General features: G+C 60.4%; 20 protein-coding genes. 11 read left to right on the top strand and 9 right to left on the bottom strand.

Annotation, left to right across the window (positions count from 1 at the left end):
- Nucleotides 1–96: 96 nt before the first annotated feature.
- Nucleotides 97–444 carry a zinc ribbon domain-containing protein YjdM gene (locus FBAL_RS07590; RefSeq protein ID WP_013345001.1) on the bottom strand — a complete coding sequence of 116 codons (348 nt, stop codon included), beginning with the start codon at nt 442–444 and terminating at the stop codon, nt 97–99.
- Between the two features lie 131 nt (nt 445–575).
- Nucleotides 576–3,182, bottom strand: a complete 2,607-nt coding sequence (gene adhE / locus FBAL_RS07585; protein WP_013345000.1) for a bifunctional acetaldehyde-CoA/alcohol dehydrogenase — start codon at nt 3,180–3,182, stop codon at nt 576–578.
- 326 nt (nt 3,183–3,508) lie between these two features.
- Between adhE and tsaA the strand changes: the two genes are divergently transcribed.
- Nucleotides 3,509–3,982: a tRNA (N6-threonylcarbamoyladenosine(37)-N6)-methyltransferase TrmO gene (gene tsaA / locus FBAL_RS07580; protein WP_013344999.1), complete on the top strand. Its 474-nt coding sequence runs from the start codon at nt 3,509–3,511 to the stop codon at nt 3,980–3,982.
- A gap of 3 nt (nt 3,983–3,985) precedes the next feature.
- Here the strand turns inward: tsaA and FBAL_RS07575 are convergent, their stop codons facing one another.
- Nucleotides 3,986–4,900: a LysR family transcriptional regulator gene (locus FBAL_RS07575; protein ID WP_013344998.1), complete on the bottom strand. Its 915-nt coding sequence runs from the start codon at nt 4,898–4,900 to the stop codon at nt 3,986–3,988.
- A 99-nt stretch (nt 4,901–4,999) separates the two neighbouring features.
- Between FBAL_RS07575 and FBAL_RS07570 the strand changes: the two genes are divergently transcribed.
- Nucleotides 5,000–5,479, top strand: coding sequence for an Mpo1 family 2-hydroxy fatty acid dioxygenase (locus tag FBAL_RS07570; RefSeq protein WP_013344997.1), 480 nt, complete (start codon nt 5,000–5,002; stop codon nt 5,477–5,479).
- Between the two features lie 133 nt (nt 5,480–5,612).
- Nucleotides 5,613–6,755 carry an iron-containing alcohol dehydrogenase gene (locus tag FBAL_RS07565; RefSeq protein WP_013344996.1) on the top strand — a complete coding sequence of 381 codons (1,143 nt, stop codon included), beginning with the start codon at nt 5,613–5,615 and terminating at the stop codon, nt 6,753–6,755.
- 64 nt (nt 6,756–6,819) lie between these two features.
- Here FBAL_RS07565 and FBAL_RS07560 read toward each other — a convergent pair whose 3' ends face one another.
- On the bottom strand, nt 6,820–8,022 hold the full coding sequence (locus tag FBAL_RS07560; RefSeq protein ID WP_013344995.1) for an ABC transporter permease: 1,203 nt from the start codon (nt 8,020–8,022) through the stop codon (nt 6,820–6,822).
- Nucleotides 8,000–8,830 carry an ABC transporter ATP-binding protein gene (locus tag FBAL_RS07555; protein WP_013344994.1) on the bottom strand — a complete coding sequence of 277 codons (831 nt, stop codon included), beginning with the start codon at nt 8,828–8,830 and terminating at the stop codon, nt 8,000–8,002. Before FBAL_RS07555 ends, FBAL_RS07560 begins: the two co-directional genes overlap by 23 nt.
- A gap of 129 nt (nt 8,831–8,959) precedes the next feature.
- Between FBAL_RS07555 and FBAL_RS07550 the strand changes: the two genes are divergently transcribed.
- Entirely contained in the window at nt 8,960–9,658 is a 699-nt protein-coding gene (locus tag FBAL_RS07550; protein WP_013344993.1) for a YIP1 family protein, read from the top strand.
- Nucleotides 9,659–9,662: 4 nt separating this feature from the next.
- Here the strand turns inward: FBAL_RS07550 and FBAL_RS07545 are convergent, their stop codons facing one another.
- From FBAL_RS07545 to FBAL_RS07535, 3 genes are read right to left on the bottom strand one after another with little or no spacing between them, the layout of a single operon-like run.
- On the bottom strand, nt 9,663–10,208 hold the full coding sequence (locus FBAL_RS07545) for a BsuPI-related putative proteinase inhibitor (RefSeq protein ID WP_013344992.1): 546 nt from the start codon (nt 10,206–10,208) through the stop codon (nt 9,663–9,665).
- Complete coding sequence (locus FBAL_RS19540; protein ID WP_013344991.1) at nt 10,208–12,040, bottom strand: AsmA family protein; 1,833 nt, start codon at nt 12,038–12,040, stop codon at nt 10,208–10,210. The genes FBAL_RS07545 and FBAL_RS19540 overlap by 1 nt, the downstream gene beginning before the upstream one ends.
- Nucleotides 12,041–12,063: 23 nt before the next feature.
- Nucleotides 12,064–12,549, bottom strand: a complete 486-nt coding sequence (locus FBAL_RS07535) for a putative 4-hydroxy-4-methyl-2-oxoglutarate aldolase (RefSeq protein WP_013344990.1) — start codon at nt 12,547–12,549, stop codon at nt 12,064–12,066.
- A gap of 92 nt (nt 12,550–12,641) precedes the next feature.
- Between FBAL_RS07535 and FBAL_RS07530 the strand changes: the two genes are divergently transcribed.
- The 7 genes from FBAL_RS07530 to FBAL_RS07500 all read left to right on the top strand — a co-directional run bounded on the left by FBAL_RS07530 (nt 12,642) and on the right by FBAL_RS07500 (nt 18,094).
- On the top strand, nt 12,642–13,622 hold the full coding sequence (locus tag FBAL_RS07530; RefSeq protein WP_049779395.1) for a DUF1722 domain-containing protein: 981 nt from the start codon (nt 12,642–12,644) through the stop codon (nt 13,620–13,622).
- Nucleotides 13,623–13,628: 6 nt separating this feature from the next.
- Nucleotides 13,629–14,999, top strand: coding sequence for a cryptochrome/photolyase family protein (locus FBAL_RS07525; RefSeq protein ID WP_013344988.1), 1,371 nt, complete (start codon nt 13,629–13,631; stop codon nt 14,997–14,999).
- Nucleotides 14,989–15,429: a nuclear transport factor 2 family protein gene (locus FBAL_RS07520; protein WP_013344987.1), complete on the top strand. Its 441-nt coding sequence runs from the start codon at nt 14,989–14,991 to the stop codon at nt 15,427–15,429. Before FBAL_RS07525 ends, FBAL_RS07520 begins: the two co-directional genes overlap by 11 nt.
- Entirely contained in the window at nt 15,426–15,923 is a 498-nt protein-coding gene (locus FBAL_RS07515; protein ID WP_013344986.1) for a DUF2878 domain-containing protein, read from the top strand. The genes FBAL_RS07520 and FBAL_RS07515 overlap by 4 nt, the downstream gene beginning before the upstream one ends.
- A gap of 3 nt (nt 15,924–15,926) precedes the next feature.
- Nucleotides 15,927–16,142, top strand: a complete 216-nt coding sequence (locus FBAL_RS07510; RefSeq protein ID WP_013344985.1) for a TIGR02450 family Trp-rich protein — start codon at nt 15,927–15,929, stop codon at nt 16,140–16,142.
- Nucleotides 16,143–16,381: 239 nt separating this feature from the next.
- The gene (locus FBAL_RS07505; RefSeq protein ID WP_148226716.1) at nt 16,382–16,597 is read left to right on the top strand and encodes a hypothetical protein; all 216 of its coding nucleotides are present in this window, start codon (nt 16,382–16,384) and stop codon (nt 16,595–16,597) included.
- Nucleotides 16,598–16,675: 78 nt separating this feature from the next.
- Entirely contained in the window at nt 16,676–18,094 is a 1,419-nt protein-coding gene (locus tag FBAL_RS07500; protein ID WP_013344983.1) for an aspartate ammonia-lyase, read from the top strand.
- A 150-nt stretch (nt 18,095–18,244) separates the two neighbouring features.
- Here the strand turns inward: FBAL_RS07500 and FBAL_RS07495 are convergent, their stop codons facing one another.
- The gene (locus tag FBAL_RS07495) at nt 18,245–19,519 is read right to left on the bottom strand and encodes a diguanylate cyclase domain-containing protein (protein ID WP_013344982.1); all 1,275 of its coding nucleotides are present in this window, start codon (nt 19,517–19,519) and stop codon (nt 18,245–18,247) included.
- Nucleotides 19,520–19,592: the final 73 nt, after the last annotated feature.

Below are 19,592 nucleotides of genomic sequence, written 5' to 3'. Positions count from 1 at the left end.
CCCGGGGTGCGGTTTCGACTTAATTGAAAGTTAAGCCGCCGGGAAAAAGGCCCAAAAAAAACCGCCCCAAGGGGCGGCTTCTTCAGGATGACGTACTCAGTCCGCTTTCTTAACGAACTGGGACTTCAGGCCCATCGGACCAATGCCCGGTACCTTGCAGTCGATATCGTGGTCACCGTCCACCAGGCGGATGTTTTTCACCTTGGTGCCCACCTTAACCACGGTGGAGGAACCTTTGACCTTGAGGTCTTTGATCACGGTGACGGTATCGCCGTCCTGCAGGACGTTGCCGACCGCATCGCGAACCACTTTTACGTCCTCGTCATCGGCGTCGCCCGCCGCATCCTTAGACCACTCGTGGGCGCACTCCGGGCAGACGAACATGGTGCCGTCTTCGTAGGTGTACTCGGAGTTGCATTTGGGGCAGTTTGGCAAGCCACTCATGTTGATACCTTTCTATTCATCCCAGCCCACCGCGGGCCGGGAAAAAAATGAGGCGGGATAATGCCAGAGCCCCGCCGTTCTGTCTGTGATCCAGAACACGTCAGGCCGGACTCTGCTACCTGCCCCACAGTTTAGGCGTTATCTCCGTTCTCCCGGTAGGGGCGGCCGTAGTAGCTGTCCAGCAACAGCTGCTTCAGTTCACTGATCAACGGGAAGCGCGGGTTGGCGCCGGTACACTGGTCGTCAAACGCTTCGATGGCCAGCTCATCCAGGCGGGCCAGGAACTCCGCTTCCGGCACCCCGGCGGCCTGAATCGACTCGGGAATGTCCAACTCCGCCTTCAGCGCGTCGATGGCCGCCACTAGGCGTTCCACCTTTTCGGCGTTGTCACTGCCGCCCAGTCCCAGATGGTCTGCAATCTCACCGTAACGACACAGTGCGGTAGGCCGGTCGTACTGGCTGAACGCCGCCTGCTTGGTGGGCACATCGGTGGCGTTGTAGCGGATGACGTTGCTGATCAGCAGGGCGTTGGCCAGGCCGTGGGCCAGATGGAATTCCGAGCCCAGCTTGTGAGCCATGGAGTGGCAGATGCCGAGAAACGCGTTGGCAAAGGCGATGCCGGCGATGGTGGCGGCATTGTGCACCTTCTCTTTGGCCTTCGGCGCAGCGGCGCCCTTGTGGTAGCTCTCGGGCAGATGGGCAAACAACAACTTCAGCGCCTGCAGCGCCTGGCCATCGCTGTACTCGTTGGCGAGCACGGAGACGTAGGCTTCCAGCGCGTGGGTGACCGCATCAATGCCGCCAAATGCGGTCAGTGACGCGGGCATGTTCATCACCAGATCCGGGTCCACAATCGCCATATTGGGCGTCAGCTCATAGTCCGCCAGTGGATACTTCTGGCCAGTGCTGTCGTCGGTCACCACCGCAAAGGGGGTGACTTCCGAACCGGTGCCGGAGGTGGTGGGGATGGCAACGAACTCGGCCTTCTGGCCCAGTTTTGGGAACTGGAAGATGCGCTTGCGGATGTCCATAAAGCGCAGAGCCAGGTCATGGAACTGAGTCTCCGGGTATTCGTACAGCACCCACATGATCTTGGCCGCATCCATTGGTGAGCCGCCGCCCAGCGCAATCAGCACGTCCGGCTGGAAGCTCTGGCACAGCGCCGCCCCCTTGCGCACGATGGCCAGAGTCGGGTCCGCTTCCACTTCGAAGAACACCTCGGTTTCCAGGCCCATGCCCTTGAGGATCTCCAGCACCCGATCACAGTAGCCGTTGTTGAACAGGTAGTGGTCAGTGACGATCAGCGCCCGGGATTTGCCTTTCAGTTCCTCCAGCGCAATGGGCAGCGCGCCGCGACGGAAATAGATCTTTTCAGGGAGTCGATGCCACAACATATTTTCCGCCCGCTTGGCCACGGTTTTGGTGTTGATCAGGTGTTTGGGGCCCACGTTCTCGGAGATGGAGTTGCCGCCCCAGGAGCCGCAGCCCAGGGTCAGGGAGGGCGCCAGTTTAAAGTTGTAGAGATCGCCGATGCCGCCCTGCGACGCCGGGGTGTTGATCAGGATGCGGGCGGTCTTCATGCGCTGGCCAAAGGTCAGCACCCTCTCCTTCTGCAGGTCCTGGTCACAGTAGAGTACCGAGGTGTGGCCGATGCCCCCCAGCGCCACCAGCGCCTCGGCTTTAACTACCGCGTCCTCGAAATCGGATGCCCGGTAGAGGCCCAGAACCGGCGACAGTTTCTCGTGGGCAAAGGGCTCTTCCAGCCCGGTGCTGCTCACTTCGCCAATCAGGATTTTGGTGCTCTTAGGTACAGTGATGTCGGCCATCCCGGCAATCTTCCACGCCGGTTGGCCAACGATGTCGGCGTTGAGGTGGCCGTCGTTCAGGATCACCGACTTAAGGCGCTCACACTCTTCGGCACTCAGTACGTAGGAGCCAGTACTGGCAAAGCGTTCGCGCACCTGGTCGTACACGCTGTCCACCACCACAACCGCCTGTTCGGAGGCGCAGATCACCCCATTATCAAAGGTTTTCGACAACTGGATGGAGGCCACCGCCTGCTTGATGTCCGCCGAATCGTCGATCACCACCGGGGTGTTACCGGCCCCCACGCCAATGGCGGGCTTGCCGGAGGAGTAAGCCGCCTTGACCATGCCGGGGCCACCGGTGGCCAGGATCAGGGCGATGTCGTCGTGGCGCATCAGGGCATTGGAGGCGGCGACGGAAGGTTCAGCCACCCAGCCAACAATGTCCTTCGGCGCCCCGGCTTTGACGGCCGCTTCCAGCACAATGCGGGCCGCTTCACAGGTCGAACGCTTGGCGCGGGGGTGGGGAGAGAAGATGATGCCGTTGCGGGTTTTAAGGCAGATAAGGGCTTTAAAGATGGCAGTGGAGGTGGGGTTGGTGGTGGGCACGATGCCGCAAACGATGCCAACCGGTTCGGCGATGGTCATGGTGCCGAACGCCTCGTCTTCACTGAGTACACCGCAGGTCTTTTCATCGCGGTATTTGTTGTAGATGTATTCGGAGGCAAAGTGGTTCTTGATCACCTTATCTTCCGCCACCCCCATTCCGGTCTCTTCGGCGGCCATCATGGCCAGGGGAATGCGCGCGTCTGCGGCGGCCAATGAGGCGGCTCGGAAGATGGCGTCCACCTGCTCCTGACTGTAACTGGCAAAGGCCTCCTGGGCCGCTTTTACCCGCGCCACCAGGGCGTCCAGCTCGGTGTGTTCACTCATATTAGGGCGTTGCTCCGCTCTTGTTCAGGCCCGGTTGAGTATAGTGGCCAACCGGTGCTGCGATCGTCCTGTTTGCGACCGCTTCATCATATGGACTGCCTCGGTTGAGGCGCCTTCATCATGCCCTATCGATCACGAGTTCTCAGCCTTTTCGATCACAAAGTTGCCCCTGATGCTCTACATCGGCATTACTGAATTCGTTTCATTTACGCCACAGGTCACAGCCTGCCGTCCTTGTTGGGATGGAATCAGCAAAGTGTGCGGCATCACCCACTCAGAGTGGCGGCCATTGCCTACCCTGAGGCTTTCCCCCAACAGGAGCCCCCATGATCCAGTTCCAGGCCATCGGCCACGCCGAAACCCCCTACTCCGACATCGCCAACATGCCCATTCAGGGCGCAGGGTTGACCGACAACCAGGGTCAGCTGGTGATCACGCCGCAATACGCAGAAGGACTGGATGACCTGCATGAGTTTTCCCATATCTATGTGCTGTTCCATCTGCACCGCAGCCAGCCGGGCGCGCTCAAGGTGACCCCCTTTCTCGATACCGTTGAACGCGGCATCTTCGCCACCCGCTCCCCCAAACGTCCGAATCCGATCGGCCTGAGCATCGTGGCGATCGATCGCATCGTCGATAACGTCATTCATGTGCGCGGCATCGACCTGCTCGACGGCACCCCCATCATTGACGTCAAACCCTATATCCAGGCGTTCGACAACATCCCGGCCACCCGGGATGGCTGGTATGAGCGCGGCATGAAACCCACTGAGACCCTCTCTGACCGCCGTTTTGGCTGAGCGTCAGAGCGACCGGATGGTGTGGATCAGCCACTGGATGGACGGCTCATCGGAGTTGGCCCGGCGCCAATAGAGCCGCACCGGCAGCGGCTCACAGGGAAATGGCAGGGGCAGGACTTTCAGCCCCAGCAATCCAGCCAGGGTATTGGCGTAGGTGGCGGGCATGGTCAGCAACAGTGACGTGCTGGCCACCACCGAAGCCGCAGCAAAATAGGTATGGCAGTGCAGCCGCACCACCCGGCGGCTGCCAACGCCCTGCATCCGCTGCTCAACAAAGGCGCGCTCTCTGGGCTCCAGGGTCACCAGAACATGCTCTGCCGCCACATAATCGGCCTCGCTTAACGCCCCACTCGCAAAGGCCGGATGGGACGGCCCCACCATCACCACCAACGGTTCGGCCCGAAACGCCGCACTGGAGATCGCCTCGCTGACCGGCAGTTCCATATCCACCACCAGGTCCAGCTCGCCGGATTTCAGCTTCTCCTCCAGCTCACTGCCGCGCACGCGGGCACTGGTAAAGCGCAGGCCAGAGCCCAGTTCGTCCAGCCTCGACATCAGGGGCGGCAGCAGCATCGCTTCAAGAATGTCGCGAAAGCCAAGGTGAAACTCCAAACCGGCGCTGGCCGGGTCAAATTCACCGGGCTGCACCCGGCACTGGGCCAGAGTGGAGAGGGCCAACTGCACCTGGGGGATCATGGCGCGACCATGGGGCGTCAGCACCAGGTTGCGGCCCTGCTTAACAAACAGCGGATCGCCCAGTTGGCTGCGCAACCGCCCCAATGCGTGGGAAACCGCCGATTGGGTCAGGTGCAGCTGCCGTGCGGCGGCGGCAGTGGAGCCGCTCTCTGCCACCGCGACAAAGATGCGGAACAGGTTGAGGTCGATGCGCTGGGGCGCCAACTCATGAATATCCATCATTGCTTTCACTGAAAAACAGTCATTGGATTCTTAGGTTAAAGCGGATTAGGGTGTGATCCAAGTCACACACGGCAGACCGAACCCGGACGGGAGATCCGCATGCTTGATAAGAACATCCAACAATGGCTCAACGCCTACGGTGTCAGCCACCAGAACCCCATCAATAAAACCATCCACTGGATCTGCGTGCCGATCATTATGTGGACGGTACTGGCGCTGCTGTGGGAGGTGCATCTGCCGGGCCAGCCGCTGTTGAATCTGGCTCTGGTACTGATTGTCATCAGCCTGCTGTTCTACTGGCGTCTGTCCCGCAATCTGGCCATCGGCATGGTCGGGGTCACTGCCTCCATGGTCGGCATCATCCTGTGGCATCAGGCAACTCTGGCCATCCCCCTGTGGCAGAGTGCCCTGACGCTGTTTGTGGTGGCGTGGATCTTCCAGTTCATCGGCCACAAGATTGAGGGCAAGAAGCCCAGCTTCTTCGAGGACATCCAGTTCCTGCTGATCGGCCCCATCTGGCTGCTCAGTTTTATCTATCGCAAGCTGGGCATCCCCTACCGCCCCGCCGCCCAAGCCTGACCACTGACTGCTGCAAAAGCCGCCAACAGGGCGGCTTTTAGTGATCATGGTGCTGGAAAGCCTGCCTGCTCGCAGGCACAATCGAGTCCTTATCAGACGTCGGGCCAGTGCCCAAGATGACTCGGAGCGCCCTATGCAATTCACCTTTCATAACCCCACCCAGATCCAGTTTGGCCGCGGCCAGATTGCCAGCGTCGCTCGCCTGATCCCCCGGGACGCCAAGGTACTGGTGCTGTACGGTGGCGGCTCCATTAAGGCCAATGGCGTATACGACCAGGTGGCCGAGGCCCTGAAGGCACACCAGTGGGCCGAGTTTGCCGGCATCGAGCCCAATCCGACGGTAGAGACGCTGGATAAAGCGGTGGCCCGGGTTAAGGACGAGGGGTTTGATTTCCTGCTCGCCGTGGGCGGCGGCTCGGTGGTGGATGGCACCAAGTACGTGGCAGCGGCGGCCTGTTACGAGGGCTATGGCTGGGACATTCTCAGCGGCAAGCATAAGGTGCGCCAGGCCCTACCTCTGGGCGCCATTCTGACCCTGCCAGCCACCGGCTCCGAGTCCAACGCCGCCGCGGTGATCAGCCGCACCGCTACCGCCGAAAAGCGCTCTTTCCTGGCCCCCGCGGTGTTTCCGGTGTTTGCCGTGCTCGACCCGGATACCATGAGTTCCCTGCCCGACCGGCAACTGGCCAACGGCCTGGTGGACGCCTTTGTGCACATCTGCGAGCAGTACCTGACGGTTCCCACCGGTGCCATGGTGCAGGATGGCTTTGCCGAGGCCCTGCTGCGCAATCTGGTGGTGCTGGCTGGCCAGTTTGACCAGCGTCGTACCCTGGAGTGGCGGGAGAACCTGATGTGGACCGCCAACCAGGCGCTGAACGGCCTGATTGGGGTGGGCGTCCCCCACGACTGGGCCACCCACGCCATTGGCCACGAATTTACCGCGCTGTATGGTCTCGACCATGCTCAGACCCTGGCTCTGGTGCACCCGGCCCTGCTGCGGGTCTGCCTGGCCCAGAAGGAGGCCAAGCTGACCCAGATGGGTCGCAATGTGTTTGGCCTGGAGGGCGATGGCATCGCCAACCGCACCATCGACATCATCGAAAACCTGTTCCGCAGCGTTGGGGTCGGCACCCGCCTGGGGGATTACCAGCTCGATAAGAACGACGTGCTGCTGCAGGTGCTGACCGCCCTGGAGGGCCACGGCATGACCCGCCTGGGCCATCAGCGTGATGTCGACCTGCACACCGTCGACGCCATCATCCGCAAAGCGGAGTAAGCCTCAGCAGCCACAAAAAAACGCCCCCATATCGGGGGCGTTTTTTATCGGCGGTGTCCGTGCATTAACGGAACAACACCTGCTCTCGGGAGCACCATTTGACGCAGAACGCCAACAACAAGGCCGCCAGCAGGGTATTGCTGGCCATGATCGGCATCAGCTGCCAGTAGTCAAAGGTGCCCTTAAGCAGCGCCTTGCTGGCGAGGGTCACGTTCACCAGCGGGATCCAGGCCAGCGTGCTGGTCAGGGTAATACCGGGAAACAGCGCCACCATGGCGGGCAGGATGGCCACGAAGTTGAGCGGCGCCACATAGTTCTGCCCCTCTTTGTAGGTGCGGGCGTAAAACGACACCGCCAGCAGCAACGCCGCAAAGAACATGGCGATGGGCAACAGCAGCAGCAGGATCAACACCAGGTCCATCATCCCGATGGTGCTGATCGCCTCCACCAGCATCTCGATGGCAAACACCTGTCCCAGCACCAGCGACCAGACCACACCGCTGGCCATGGTCAGCAGTGCCACGGTCAGGCTGCAGATGGCGATCACCATAAACTTGGCCATCACCACCGTGGTCTTACTGACCGGCGCCATCAACAGTGTCTCCAGAGTGCCGCGCTCCTTCTCTCCGGCGCCCAGGTCCAGCGCCGGCAGCAGCGCCCCCATCAGGCACAACAGCAGCAGGGCGTAGGGCAGGAAGCCACCGACCTTTTCGCCGATAAACTCGCGCTGGTCGGCCACGCCAACCTGCTCCAGCTCCACCGCCTGTTTCAGTACCTGTACCTGAGATTCAGTGAGGTTCCAGGCGTTACGGTGCTCGGTTTGCCACTGCTCAAACAGCGGCTGCAGCGCCTGATGGATGCGATCGAACTGGCCCACATCATCGGCCTGGTTGTAGTACAACTGCCACTGGCTGACTTCCGAAGCGGTGGCACTGAAATCGTCAGGCACCACCAGCACAAACTCCAGAACCCCCTCATTGATGGCGGCGTCGAACTGCTCACGGTTGGACACCTGCACCTGATCATCCCAGACCAGTCGCTCGCCATTGGTGAGAGCTTCGGCGATCTCGCCACGCCACGGCTCGGGGGCCACCAGCTGGAAACGCAAGTCCGACTCATAAACCTGCTTAACGCTGGACGCGCCCACATAGATGGCGCCACCCATCAGCGCCGGTAACAGCACGGTGGGGAACAACACAACAAACCACAGGGTTTTCTTGTCGCGCAGCACCTCGCGCATCTCTTTAAGCCATATCAGCGCAATCATCGATTCCCTCCTCGAGTGCGGCGTCCTGGCCTGATTGACTCAGCGCCATAAAGCGGTGGCGGATAGCGGTGGTATCGCGGCCACCGGCAAACGCTTCCAGCGGACCATCGAAACGGGTGTGGCCCTGCACGATCACCGACAAACGGTCACACAGCAGGCTGACCTCCTCCAGATGGTGGGTGGAGAAGATCACCGGCAGGCCGGCATCACGCTGCATCTTGATAAAGTCGATCACGGTTTCTGTGGACATGATGTCCAGCCCGGTGGTGGGCTCATCAAAGATGATGACCGACGGGCGATGGATGACGGCACGGGCAATATTGGCGCGCTGCTTCATCCCCGACGAGAGGTCCATCAGGCGACGATGTCGGAACAGCCCGAGGTCGAGCTGCTCACACAGCTCCTCCACCCGCGCCATGCTGTCGCGCTTATCCAGGCCGTACAGCCGGGCAAAATAGAGCAGGTTTTCCTGCACCGACAGACGCTCATAGAGGCCGGTGGTGGCCGAGATAAAGCCGATTTTCCGGCGCACACTGTCGCCATTGCGGTGCAGGTCTTCCCCCTCCACCAGAATACTGCCGCCATCCGGCTTCAGTACCCCGGACAGTAACCGCAAGGTGGTGGTTTTGCCGGCACCATTGGGGCCCACCAGCCCCACAACCTGACCGGGTTCGCAGGTCAGGTGGACGGACTCAACGGAGTGGAAAAACCGCCCGCGTTGACGGGGATCCGGCTCCCCCTCCTGCTCGGCGGCTTCTTTGGGATTGTGGATGGCAAAGCGCTTGCTTAAGCCACGAATCTCAATCATGGTCGATCTTCCTGTTCGGCCAAATTCTCAGGGGCACAAAGCTAGCAGGTCGAACCGATTAAAAGTATATAAAAATCGTAAAAAGCCATTTACCATGCTGAAATGTCTCAGGAAATAGGATGTCCTTTCATGTCAGCACTCACTTTCCCTCAAGCCCTTTGGCAATCCCTGTGGCAGCCCCTGCCCATCTATCAGGAGTTAAAAACTCGTAAAGGCCTGTCCTGGATCCCCTTTGTGCTGATTATGGTGGCGTTCTGTCTGGTGCAGACCCTCTACTTCAACAACGTGGACTGGGCCTGGTATCAGTCCCAGATGCTGGAACCCACTCTCCAGTCCATGCCATCCAAAGACCGCGCCACGGTGCTGGCGGAGATGACCATGGGCCGAATGCTGACGGCACAGCTGTCGATTGGCCTCCTCGGTATGCTGGTGGCCAATGCGCTGATGGCGTTCTACCTGGCCAAGATGACCCTGGTGGACGATGACAATGTTCAGGGGTTCGGGGATTGGTTCGGGCTGACCTGGTGGTGCAACCTGGTGGTGCTGGTGCCCAGCCTGGTGGCGCTGGTGTGGGTGTTGTTCAGCAGCGGTGAAATCAGCCCCGGTGCCATGTCACCACTGAGTCTGAACCGGGTGCTGGACCTGCCGGTGGGGCATGCGGGTATGGGATTGGCGGAGGCCCTTTCGCTGGTACTGCCGTGGAAGATCTGGCTGTACTACTCAGGGATCCGCGCCTGGACCCGGATTGCCCAGGGCCAGGCGCTGTTGATTGCGGCCCTGCCCGCTGTCGTGGTCTACGGGTGCTGGGGCCTGTTTCTGCTGTTCTGAGGGCTCAGTCCAGGTTCACCATCACCGGCGCAATGGCCGGGCCGGCGTCTTTCGGATGGGTGTTCACCATCGCACTGACGGTATAGCGGCCCGGATTCAGGCGTGACAGGGCGTTTCCGGAGACCCGCGCCTTCACGATGCGGGTTTCGTTCGGGGCCAGGGTTAACTTGCCCAGCGCCTGAGTGAACATCATCTCCTGGGAATAACGCCACACCACCTCTTTGCCCTTGCTGAGCATAAAGTCCGCCAGCATGCCGGAGGCGATGGTGTACTGAACCGACGAACTGCTGGTGTTGGTCAGCACCAACGCAATCTCGCCCCCCACTGAGCGGGACCAACGCTCTGCCACTTCCAGTGTTGCCTGCACCGCTTGCTCCTCCGAACTCCGGTAAACCGCGCCATTGGCCGGTTTCAGTTGGCCGCCGACCACGCTCGGGGCCGGGGCAGTGTTGGCCGCTGCGGTCGGTGCCGCGCTGGCGCTGGACTCGGCACAACCCGCCAGGCCGGTCAGTAACAGGGCGGCGGTTGCCGCCATCAGCTTCGCTTGCATCAGAAATTCCCCAGTCGTTCAAACAGTTTGTCTTTCAGTTTCTCTTCCAGCTTGTCCTTCTCCTGGTCCAGCTTGCCCTTCAGCAGCGCATCGGTATCCAGGCCATAGGAGAGGTTGGTAATCGGGCCGGAGATGGACAGTGGGATTGGGATCTCCTTGAGCTCATCCAGCCCTTTGCCACCCTGCCCTTCCAGGCTGCCCACCAGCGCCACCACCAACTGGTAATCCAGGGTTTGTGGCTCAATCGCCACCTTACCATCCCCTTCAATGCGCAGCAGTGGAGACGCGATTTTCAGGCCCGGAGTGCCCAGGGTGCCGTCTTCAATCACCAGTTGGGTGTGGAAGTTAGAGAAGTCGGTTTTCTGTTCCGCCACCTCCGCTTTGAAGTCCCCTTTCAGCTTGGCTTCGGCTTCGCGGATCATCTGCGCCACGTTGACGCCATACACCGCCCCATCCTCCAGTGCCAGGGCACCGGTGGCGGTCAGGTTGTTCAGTGCTTTTCCGGTCAGCCCCTGTCCTTTGCCTTTCAGCGAGAATTCGCCGGTGCCGGCCAGCAGATCGGTATCCGCCAACGCTTTCAGCATAGGCTGGATGGAGAGGTGCTCGATGCGTTGATCAAAGCTGTAGCGCGCCGGAGTGGCAGTACCGTCCAGACTCGCCTTGGCGGTCAGTTGGCCGCCGAAGGCTTTACCACTGGCGTTTTCCAGGGTCAGCACACCAGCGTTAAGGCGCAGCTTCAGGGCCAGGTCTTCCGCTTCGATGCCGCGGGCTTTCAGCGCGCCCAGGTGCAGGTCCGCATCCAGATCCAGCAGTTTCATGGCGCTCAGGTCCGGCTCCTCCTGCGGCGCGGGGGCCGATTCAGGTGCCGGTTCCGACTTGTCCGTCCCCTTGTCCGCAATGTCCGCGGGCAGCCAGGGGTCGAGATTCAGCGCATTGCCTTTGGCCGTCAGTTGGAAGGCTGGACGCACCCCGGCCAGGTTGGCCTGGGCTTCCCCGTTGAGGATAAAGTCCGCCAGCTTGAACTCCAGGTTGGTCACCACAAACTGCTGCTCGGCCAGATTCAGGTCTGCGTCCCAGGCCAGCGACAACGCCAGAGGTTGTGCGCCAATCGCACTGCCCTTGGCCTCCAGTTGCTGGCGCCAGTCATCGATCTGGAACCGGCTGAAATCGGCAGACACTGTCAACATCGCTTCTGCCTGAGTGGAAACGGCCAAATCGCCATCCCCTACTTCAACCTGCAGACGCAGTGGCGCGGCGCGTTCCGGTTCAATGCGGGCCAATTCCAGTTGTTTGATGGCCAGAGTCTGATCCGCACCGGCGGCGCGGTTGTCGTTGTGGATGGTCAGGTCATTCACCGCAAGGTGACCAAGGACCCAGCGCTTGGGCGCCGCCGCACTGCTGTCCGTTGCCGGGGCCGCCTCACTGGGCTTGGCAGCGCCTTCACCGCCCAACCCGGTCAGGCTTGAGCGCCCGTCCGCCAGAGTCACCAGCTCCAGGTGCACCCCGGAAACCGCCAGCTCTTCGACCTGCAGCTCGCGCTTCAGCAGCGGCAGCAGTGCCACCCCGACCGACGCCTGCTCAACGCTCAACAGCGGCGGCAGTTGCTCACCGGGCAGGTTACCCAGCTGCACCTGGGCCAGTTCCAGCCCCAGTGTGGGGTAAACCGACCAGCCAATATCACCGCCAATCACCAGCTCACGTCCCGTCGCCTGCTTAACCTTATCGGCGATGGGGCCCTTAAAACTGTTGAGATCGAAGAAGAACGCCAGATACAGCGTCAGTACGACTACCACGGTCAGCAGACCCAGCAGTAACCATTTAATCACTTTCATCGTGTTCGATTTCCTGTCCAGTATTAAGGCAGTGGCAACGCATGGGGTGCCACCAGCACCCCGTTGTCATCCGCATAAAGATAATCGCCGGGCTGGATACGTATCCCGTCGATCTCAACCACCACGTCCCGGTCGCCCAGGCCGCGTTTTTCCGTTTTCATCGGCACGGCACCCAGTGCCTGAACCCCCAAATCCAGGGTTGCCAGCGTCGCGACATCACGCACATAGCCAAACACCACGATGCCGCTCCAGCCGTTGGCCACCGCTTTCTCGGCCAGCATATCGCCGAGCAGCGCACGACGGGCCAGGCCGCCACCATCAATCAGCAACACTCTGCCCTGCCCCGGCTCCGCCACCGCTTCCCGTACCAACGAATTGTCCTCGGGACAGCGCAGCGTCACCACCGGACCGTGGAAGATCCGTTTGCCGCCAAACTGGCGAAAAATGGGAGGAAACAGACGCACCACATCCGGGTGGGCGTCGCACAGGTCCGGCAGCAGATCCAACATCATAACACTCCTGAAATGATTGATTTGGTGATAAAAACGTTACTGAGGCTCATCCTGACTGATCTAACATTAACCCCGCAAGCGTAAGCACTATGGATAGAGACGAAGTTGAGCTGACGGGGTGCGTTATGACGATGCCGAAAGTGGGAGTAAGTGCCTGTATTGTAGGCCAGGAAGTGCGATTCGACGGTGGACACAAACGGTCCGGTTTCGTCGATGGTCCTCTGAAAAACATCTTTGATATGAAGCCGTTGTGCCCTGAGATGGGCATGGGCCTTGGGACGCCCCGCCCCACTATCCGCCTGCGGGAGATTGGTGAAAGCGTTCGTCTGATGGACGATAAAAATCACATCGACCACACCGATGCCATGCAGGCCTTTAATGAGCGAACTCTGCCCAACCTGGCTGGCCTTTCCGGCTACATCGTTTGTGCCAAGTCGCCCAGCTGCGGTATGGAGCGGGTCCGGGTCATGAACGAACAACAGAACGGCGCGCGCCACAACGGCCGTGGCTTGTTTACCGCCGCCCTGATGGAAGCCTACCCGCTGCTGCCGGTAGAGGAGGATGGCCGGCTCAATGACATCCCGCTGCGGGAAAACTTCATTACTCGCGTGTTTGTCTACCACGCCTATCAGGAACTGGTGGCCAGCGAGCCGGGCGAACACCAACTGCTCGCCTTCCACCGCCGCCACAAGCTGCTGCTGATGGCCCACAACCAGGCCACCTACCGGGAGCTGGGCCGCTACATCGCCATCAGCCGTGAGCGCCCGATGGCGGAGCGCCTGGCCTACTACGGTGAGCGCATGATGCACGCACTGGCCAAACCGGCCAGCCGTCGCAACCACACCAATGTTCTGCAACACATTGGTGGCTACTTTAAGCGCGAACTGGACACCACAGAGCGACAGCACCTGCATGAGACCATCCTCGCCTATCACGACGGGCAACTGCCTCTGATGGCGCCGATCACCCTGCTGCAGAGCCTGCTGAAGCGCTATCCCAAACCCTACATTGAGGAGCAGCATTATCTGCAGCCTCACCCGCAGCACCTGGCGCTGCGCTATCACCTGTGAGGCCCCATGCAACTGGTATGGTTCCGTGACGACCTGAGGGTGCATGACCACCCGGCACTCTTCGCCGCTGCCCAGAGGGGTGAGCCGGTGGTAGCGCTCTATATTGCCTCGCCGCAGCAGTGGCAGTTGCACGACTGCGGTCCACGCAAAGCGCAATGGCACTACGCCAATGTGCAGGCATTGCGTGAAGCGCTGGCGGGGTTGGGCATCCCCCTGACGGTGTGGCGGTGCGAGCACTTTGACGACATCCCAGCCCGCCTTGGTGCGCTGTGCAACGAGGCCGGTATCGGCGCCGTACACTGCCATCATGGCCTGGGCGTCAACGAACGCGCGCTGGAGCAGAAACTGGCAGACCAACTGCCGGTCCCGCTGCACCGCTACGCCGACGCCAACCTGGTGGATTACAGCGCCATCACCACCGGCCAGGGTGGCTTGTACCAGGTGTTTACGCCCTTTGCCCGCCGCTGCCGTCAATGGATGGCTCCGCCGCAGCCGCTGCCAGCGCCCGAACCTCAGGCCGCCCAACCGCCGCTCCAGGCCGATGATGCGTGGTCTGAGACCGTCGATCTTCTGTGGCCCGCCGGAGAGCAGGCTGCCGCCCGGACTCTGGCACGGTTCTGCCAGCAGCGTCTCAGCGCCTATCACGATGACCGTGACTGGCCTGCCAAAGCGGGCACCTCTGCCCTCTCTCCCTACTTTGCCGCCGGGGTACTCTCACCCCGACAAGCCGCCCACGCGCTGAGTCAGCAGGCTGACGGAGAGGGTGCCCAAAGCTGGCTGAATGAGCTGCTGTGGCGCGAGTTTTACCGCTACCTGCTTTATCATCACGCCCGCCTGTCCAGGCATGATGCGCTGTTCCCGGCCAAGGAGGCACGGTGGGAAGCCAATGATGAGTGGTTGCGCCGTTGGCAACAGGGGCGCACCGGCTTTCCGTTGGTGGATGCGGGCATGCGGCAGCTCAACGCCACCGGCTGGATGCACAACCGGGTGCGGATGCTGTGCGCCAGCTTCCTGGTGAAGGATCTGCACATCGATTGGCGCCTCGGCGAGGCGTACTTTATGCAACAGCTGGTGGATGGCGATCTGGCCAGCAACAATGGTGGCTGGCAGTGGGCGGCGGGATGCGGTGCCGATGCGGCGCCCTACTTCCGCAGTTTCAGCCCTTACCGGCAGAGTGAACGCTTCGACCCGGACGGTGACTACATCCGCCAATGGGTGCCGGAGCTGGCGGAAGTCCCTGCGCGGCAGTTGCACAAAGGCGGCCCCTTCCTGCTGGCCCCGGATTATCCGGCGCCGATGGTCGACCACAAAGCGCAGACCGCCCGCTTTACCGCTCAGTTCAAACAACAGATGGAGGAGACCCGCCATGCTTCATAGGATCCCGGAAGGCCCGGTAGAAGCGTTTGCCCGGGTATGGCAAACCCTGGGGCGGGACCACCTCGATCAGGTGGATACCCTGTACCACCCGGACGTGGTGTTCGCCGATCCCAGTGGTGAACTGCATGGTCGCGACCGCTTTAAAGCCCACCTGGCAACGCTGTACCAGAACGTTGATGAGTGTCACTTCGAGCTGGGCGTTCCCATCGGCACGCCGCCCCACTGGGCCCAGCCCTGGGTGATGACCCTGCGCCACCCCAAGTTGGCAGGCGGTAAACCGGTGCGGGTTGAAGGCATCAGTGAGCTACGCTGTCAGGAGGGCTTGATTACCCACCATCGCGACTACTTTGATATGGGTCAGATGCTGTATGAGCAAGTGCCGGTACTGGGTCCGGCGACCCGCTGGCTGAAAGCGAGAATGTCACCATGAACCGCCGTCTGATTGCGGTGCTGGTGCTGTTCGACATCAACTGGGCACTGGCGGTGTTCGGCCAGCAGGATACGCTGCTGTGGCAAGCCCTCACGACCGTTGCCATGGTGGCCTGTGCCCGCGGTTGGCGCCTGGGTGGATTGGCGATTGCCGCCATCGGTATGGCGTTTGACGGCCTGCTGATACAGCAGCAAGTGCTGAGCCTCACCGGCAGTCCGGTGGCAATGCCCATCCATCTGGCCTTGTTGTGGGTGGGATTCGGCCTGACCCTGGCCGCTTGCCACCAGCGGCTGCCGCGTTCCCCCTGGGCGCTGGCGCTGGTTGGTGGCGTCATCGGCGCGTTGGGTTATTTTCTCGGGGTCCAGTTTGGGGCCCTGCAGTTGGCACCCACCACGGCATTGGGTGTCATCATTATCGGTGTTGGCTGGGCCGCGCTGTTTCCATTATGCCGGGCGCTGTTCACCACCGTATCGCCCATTGCCCACGGGAGGTAAGCCATGAACGTGTTCTCATCCAAAGACCTGCTGCTGTCAAAGTGGACCAGCAATGCCCACTTTCACGATGAAACGCACTTTGTGGTCACTGGCACCCTGACCGATTCCCAGGGAGAGGTGACAAAGGTGGTGCTTCAGGGCGTACACAACGGCCGGGAGTTTGAGTTGGCGCGCGAATCACTGGAAGATTCCGACCTGTGGCGCATGGGTTGGCGCTAATAAAGCGTTGCGCATCAAATAAACTGCTTTATGATACTTGACCTATATTCAGGCAGGAAGCCAACTACAATTAGAGTCATGGAAGACCAAGTACCTCATTTCTTATTGAAAAAGAGAGCCCTGACTCTATGAGCAATGCCCAGCTGGAAGCCGCTTTTCGATCCGCGTTAGTTGAACTGGAACAAGAAAAACCAAGCAAGGCGGGTGAATTGAACTCTGCCACCCGGTCTAAATCGCAGATGCGCGCGTTTCTGAACGAGCTGGCATGGTCGGACAAGCAGCTCGAAACCTTCAAGGAAGTGATTGACGAGATGCTGAATGAGCGCCGTGAGGCCGCCAAGAAGCAGGAGCAAGTGCAGACCTACAAAGCCAAGTTGATCAACCTGGCCAAGGATCTGGACATGAGTTACCAGGAGTTGCTGGTGACCATGGTCGACCTCGACAGTCGCCGTTAATTTCCCAGCCGCGTTCAGCCGAGCGCGGTTTCTCTTTATTAGGCCTCTCCCCCGGCCTCATATTGATGTAAATAAAAAATGAACCACAACTCTGCTTTTCGGATCGAACACGATCTGCTGGGCGATGCCCAGGTACCCCACACCGCCTACTACGGCATTCAGACTCAGCGCGCCAAGGAAAACTTTAATATTACCGGCGTGGCGATCAGCCATTTCCCGCAGTTGGTGAATGCCCTGGCCATGGTAAAAATGGCCGCGGCCAAAGCCAACCTGGAAGTTGGCGTCCTGAGCCAGCACCACCACGATGCCATCGTGGCGGCCTGTCAGGAGATCATCGAAGGCCAATGGCACGACCAGTTTATCGTTGACCTGATTCAAGGGGGCGCCGGCACCTCCACCAACATGAACGCCAACGAGGTGATCGCCAACCGCGGCCTCGAGATCCTCGGCTACGCCAAGGGCAACTACGCCCAGCTGCACCCCAACAACCACGTCAACCTGGCCCAGTCCACCAACGACGCCTACCCGACTGCGGTGCGTCTGGCGGTGATCTTCGCCAGCCAGCCGCTGATCGACGCCATCACCGACCTGGTGGAAGCGTTGCAGCGCAAGGGTGACGAGTTTGATGACGTGCTCAAGATGGGCCGTACCCAGATGCAGGATGCGGTGCCGATGACACTGGGTCAGGAGTTCCGCGCCTTTGCTCACACCCTCGCTGAAGACATCGACCGCCTGCGCGAAGCGGCCAAGCTGCTGGCCGAAGTGAACCTCGGCGGCACCGCCATCGGTACCGGCATTAACGCCCATCCGGATTACGCTGACGCCGCCATCCGTCACCTGACCGACATCGCCAAAGTGGAGATGAAGAGCGCCAGTGACAAGGTGGAAGCCACCGTGGATATGGGCGCGTTTGTGCTCTACTCCGGCATCCTGCGCCGCATCGCGGTGAAGCTGTCCAAGATCTGTAACGACCTGCGCCTGCTCTCCAGTGGCCCGCGCTGCGGCTTTAACGAGATCAACCTGCCGGCGATGCAGCCCGGTTCCTCCATCATGCCCGGCAAGGTCAACCCGGTGATCCCGGAAGCGGTTAACCAAACCGCGTTCCAGGTGATTGGTAATGACCTGGCCGTGACCATGGCCGCTGAGGCGGGTCAGCTGCAGCTGAACGCCATGGAGCCGCTGATCACCTACAACCTGCTGAACTCCACCAAGATGCTGAGCGACGCCATGGCGATGCTGACCACCCGCTGCGTAGTGGGCATCACCGCCAACAAGGACCACTGTCAGCAGCTGGTGAACAACAGTCTGGCTCTGGCCACTCTGCTCAACCCCTACATTGGCTACGAGAACACCACCCGTCTGGCCAAGACTGCCCTGCAAACCGGTCAGGGCATCGTCGAGCTGGTGCTGGAAGAGGGCCTGCTGACCCAGGAACAGCTGGACCGCCTGCTGGACCCCGAAGTGATGCTGAAACCCTCCATCGCCCAGCTTGGCTGATGGCCTCAGTGCACAACACAAAAAGCCCGCTGTAATAGCGGGCTTTTTTTGGTTCATCACAGATTCACAGGCACCGTCCGTAGGCGATAAGCCCACGTTATCTGCAGTGCGATCCATCTGGCCGATGAAGCGCCGTTTGCATTGGTCCAACTAAGAGGGCCGGTGATAGCGGAATCCCGCATTGCCGCTGAGCTTGGCGTGATACATCGCGCTATCAGAAAAGGTGATCAGCGCTTCAGCGGTGGCGGCATCGTCCGGGGCAATGGCAATGCCCACACTGGCGGACAGGGGCACGATGGCACCGTTGTAGGTCATGGGTTTGATAAAGCTGCGGTGCATCTTGCTCAGCACACGGTCGACGTCCGACACCGCCTTAATGTGTTTCAACAGGACGATAAACTCGTCACCGCCGATGCGATAAACCACGTCGGTGTCCCGGACGCTGGCCTGCAGGCGACAGGCGGTTTCACACAGCAAGGCATCACCATAATCGTGACCTTTGCTGTCGTTCAGGCTTTTAAGTCCATTGACGTCAATAAAGAGCAACGCCAGTTTGTCCTGCTTCAGTTGCTCCAGCGCCGTTTCGAGATCCTCCCGCAGCGCCAGTCGATTCTTCAAACCGGTCAGCTCATCGTGATGGGCCTTAAACTCCAGCACCCGCTCACGCTGGTTCACCCGATAGCTGAGGTCCACAAAGGCATCCATCAGCAGGCTGATCTCATCGTTTGACTGCAACTCCGCCTGACTGACGACCTTGCCGTCTTTGATCTTCTCAACGCTGTTCAACAACACCGACAGGCGCGAGAACAGGCTGTTGCGCAGAAAGAAAAAGGTGAATAGCGCCAGACAGATAAAGAACACGAACTCGGCGTAGATCAGGGTCTTAATCTCCACCCGGTACTGGTTGAATTCGCCCTGATGCAGCGCCAACTGTTCCCGCTCGTGGCTGGCAAAGCGGCGCATCTGGCGGCGAATGTCGTCCATAAAGTATTTGCCCTGATTTAACGACATCACCTTCATGGCGATGGTCTGCTCACCGGCAGCATTGAGCTCGATAGTGGCCTTCAGCTCCTGCAGCTGGAGGGCTATGCTGCGGTCAATCTGCCGCAATAGCGCCTGCTGCTGTGGATCCTTTGCGGTGAGGAAACTCAGCCGATTCTGTTTGGTGGAGATGGCGCTCAGGGCTCGATGGTAGGGAGCCAGGTAGGCCGCATTCGCGGTGAGCAGGTAGCCACGCTGGCCGGTTTCCGCATCAACAAGGTGCCCCAACAGGCGTTCCGATTCGAGAATCACCTCATGGGTATGGGCCACCCTACGCCGCTTCTCCTCGCCTTGCTGATCCAGCGCGAAGATAAAGTAGGTGTTGGCAATTGCTGCGGTGAGCAAAAACGAAAATAAGATGGTGACCTTGGCCCTCACCTTCATTGACCACCTCCATATGGTCTGATCGCAGCGCTTCTGCGCTGGTATGGTCCCCCGTTACGGCCTTGGGTCCGCT

Source organism: Ferrimonas balearica DSM 9799 (genome assembly GCF_000148645.1).
Taxonomy (GTDB): domain Bacteria; phylum Pseudomonadota; class Gammaproteobacteria; order Enterobacterales; family Shewanellaceae; genus Ferrimonas; species Ferrimonas balearica.
This window is presented reverse-complemented; position numbering and strand designations above follow the sequence as displayed.